Origin of the sequence: Streptomyces sp. NRRL F-5123, assembly GCF_000721495.1 — a bacterium.
Classification (GTDB): Bacteria; Actinomycetota; Actinomycetes; order Streptomycetales; family Streptomycetaceae; genus Actinacidiphila.
Genome location: NZ_JOHY01000223.1, coordinates 1 through 256 on the forward strand (window position 1 = coordinate 1; position 256 = coordinate 256).

Annotated in this window: 1 protein-coding gene; it reads right to left on the reverse strand. The window is 65.2% G+C overall.

Annotated features, from left to right (window positions below):
- Positions 1-256: endo-1,4-beta-xylanase (locus IH54_RS0139035; RefSeq protein WP_031526460.1), on the reverse strand; the 256-nt coding region annotated here is incomplete at both ends.

The window sequence follows — 256 nt, forward strand, 5'->3', positions numbered from 1 at the left end:
CCAGACGGTGATGCCGGTGCAGCGGGCGACGTGGAGGCAGGCGTTGACGGTGTTGGTGTAGTTGGTGGTGGAGGCTTGGGCGATGTCGAGTTCGGTGAGCTGGACGTCGACGCCGAGGGCGGCGAAGTTGGTGAGGGTGGTCTGGAAGCTGGCGGGCGGGCCGCTGGAGCCGAAGTGGCTCTGGAAGCCGACGCAGTCGATGGGGACGCCGCGGGACTTGAAGTCCTTGACCATGTTGTAGACGCCTTGGGTTTTG